General features: G+C 60.9%; 2 protein-coding genes. Both read right to left on the bottom strand.

Annotated features, from left to right (window positions below; all coding sequences use genetic code 11):
- Positions 1-1337: glycosyltransferase family 9 protein (locus H6F43_RS00020; RefSeq protein ID WP_199290066.1), on the bottom strand; the 1337-nt coding region annotated here is incomplete at its 3' end.
- 63 nt (positions 1338-1400) lie between these two features.
- Positions 1401-2128: glycosyltransferase family A protein (locus tag H6F43_RS00015; protein ID WP_190339998.1), on the bottom strand; the 728-nt coding region annotated here is incomplete at its 5' end.

Here is a 2128-nt window from a genome sequence, read left to right as displayed (position 1 = left end):
GCCGCGTCAAAGCGGCGATCGTGCAGCGTCTTTACCAAGTCCCACTCCCGCGCCGGATCGAACGGCAATCGCCCCAAATCCTGCCACAGGACGCGCCACGGCAGCACCTCATCAACCCAGGGCAGCAGCGGTGCGGTGAGCGCCCCAGCAGGACTTGCCATCAGCGTAATTCTGGCGTCGGGTAAGTTTTCTCGCAGGGCACGCAAGGCAGGACTGGTCATCAAAACATCGCCGATGTTGTCGAGGCGCAGAACAAGCAGGTTGCGAACGCTCTGCCAGGAAATGGGGGATGGAAGTTCGGGGTTTGACGTTTGACGCTTGAGTTCTTTCCTGTCTGTTCCCGATTCCTTCGGCTTGAGTAGGGTTTCTGCCGCCGCAAAAACGGTTTCGGGGGAGAGGTCGTCGAGGCAGGTGGTCCACTGGGGCAGCGGACAGGTGCCGCCGTACCAGCACGACTGATCGGTGAAGTTGGCGATGTGACGATCGCCGCACGCCGGAGCGCCTTGCAGGTTCATGTGAGGGGCGGCTTGCCCGTAGCGTTCGTGCCAGGAAGGTCCGAACAGCGTCAGGGTGGGGACGTTCAGGGCGGCAGCGATGCGGGCAGGTCCCGTATCGGCGGCGATCGCCAAATCTGCGTGGGAGATCGCGCTGGCAAACTGGCGCAGGGAGCCGCGCTGCCACAGCCGCGCCGTGCCCCCGATAGCGTCCACGATCGCAGCGGCTTCCTCCGCATCAGCACCGATGGGCACGACGATCGTGGCGTTGAGTCGTTGCTGTAGGGCTTTGCCGACCGTAACGAAGCGATCGGGCGCCCAGCGCTTAATCGCCATGCCCGCGTCGGGGCACAGAAACACCAGCGGACGGTAGGCGGACCCAAACGTCGATCGCGCGTCCTGACGCTCTTGCTGAGTCAGATGAAGCTGCGGCGTGCTGGATGAGTCAGCGAGAATTAATTTCTCCACGTGCAGGATACTCAGAAACCGATCGCCCACGCGCTGATTCGGTGGGGGCGACTGCCACAGATTCGTTACCACACGGGGAGTACCGCTCTGCTGAATCGCCTCCGCAATGCCGTCGTAATTGGTATCCGACACGATCAGATCAAAGCGATCGTGCGCCAGCAGATGGTCTACCGCCTGCCGCGCTTCTCCCTGCTTGGCGTAGACGACGCGATGAATCAGCGGATCGGATTCCAGCAGTTCACCACCGGGCGCAAACGTGAGCACCGTCAGTTCAGCGGCGGAGTGCGATCGCGCCAGCGCATGAATCGCAGGTAGCGCAATCACAACATCTCCGATGCCACCCAAGAGTTCAATGAAGAGAATCCGCTGCATCATGGTGAATGTGAGTCATGAGTACGGGGTGAAGACTGAGCGATGGCGCTTTCTAGACGCCATGCCTCATCCACCAATGGGCAGTAGCTGCGGTGCATCCTGGCTGCGATCGTGAATCGTTGTGGGCAATTCCTGGTGATACACGCCGGAGGGCAGCACGCCGCAGCCGCCGTAGTGCGCCATCACCCGCAGCTGCGCCAGCACGTCTTCGCCACAGTGGTCGGTCGGCAGATCGCGCCAGAAGCTAAAACCGCCGACGCTGCGGAGTTTAGCCGTGTCGTAGAGAACGCAGCCGCCAATCCAGGCGACGCGGTACTTTTGGGGACGATCGGGGGTAATGTTCAGTCGCTGCTGCACGTGGTAGACGTTGGCGGCGTTGTGCAACTTGTAGCGCTCCCACTGGGGCGTGCCCGATTTCACAACCTCTGGCTGCACCGGACCCTCCCACAGTTCCAAAACCTGCTGATGCGGACGCACATCGTCACGGAAGCTGAGTCCAATAATTCCCGACCCGACAAAGCCACAGTTTTCCGATTGGATAGTGTTCACGAGGAGTTCCACGACCCACGGCTCCAGGATCAGGTCATCGTCAAGGAACAGCACGTAGGGAGCCGTCGCGCGATCGAGCAAAAATTGTCGCTGTTCCGCCATTCCCCGTCGCGGCAGGTGCCGATGCGGGTAGACCTCATGACCGTGCATTTGCAGCACTCGCACGGCAGCTTGGACTTCTCCAGCGTCTAAAGCGCTATAAGCTTCAGTTTGGTCAGAAATGACCACGCCAAAATCGCGCAGCG

Source organism: Leptolyngbya sp. FACHB-36 (assembly GCF_014695955.1).
Lineage (GTDB): Bacteria > Cyanobacteriota > Cyanobacteriia > Leptolyngbyales > Leptolyngbyaceae > FACHB-36.
Note: the sequence above shows the minus strand (reverse complement) of the source record. Positions and strands in the feature narration are given on the sequence as shown.